General features: G+C 42.5%; 1 protein-coding gene. It reads left to right on the top strand.

The window, feature by feature from the left end:
* Nucleotides 1-75: 75 nt before the first annotated feature.
* On the top strand, nt 76-428 hold a 353-nt coding region (locus M3175_RS26105; protein WP_251524618.1), incomplete at its 3' end, for an FtsW/RodA/SpoVE family cell cycle protein.

Here is a 428-nt window from a genome sequence, read left to right as displayed (position 1 = left end):
ATATAAACTATTGAGCCTATTTTTGTGTCTTTTTACAGACTTATTGTCACCGGGTTAATTTGATGTTTGGTGTGTATGGTAGATAAGATTGGACAGTACCGTTTTTCTAGGCAAGCTCATCACTTTGGTAATGACAGTCTACCCTCTTTTTGGCAGCGCGTGCATTTAGACCCTTGGTTATTGATGCTATTGTTTGTCACAGCTTTGTTTGGTTTAGCCATTTTATATAGTGCCTCTACTCAAGACATGGGAATGGTCATCCGTCAAACCATTAGTTTTACCATCGCGTTTGTGGTGATGATTGTCATGGCGCAAATCCCGCCCAGTCTTTACCGTGATTTTACCCCGTTTTTTTATGTGGGTGGTGTGGCGTTACTGATACTGGTCAAAATTATTGGTGAGGTGCGACTGGGTGCGCAGCGCTGGAT

It is taken from the genome of Robertmurraya korlensis (assembly GCF_023715225.1).
Lineage (GTDB): Bacteria > Bacillota > Bacilli > Bacillales > Cytobacillaceae > Robertmurraya_A.
The sequence above is the reverse complement of the archived record's forward strand: the minus strand, read 5'-3'. Positions and strand labels throughout refer to the sequence as shown.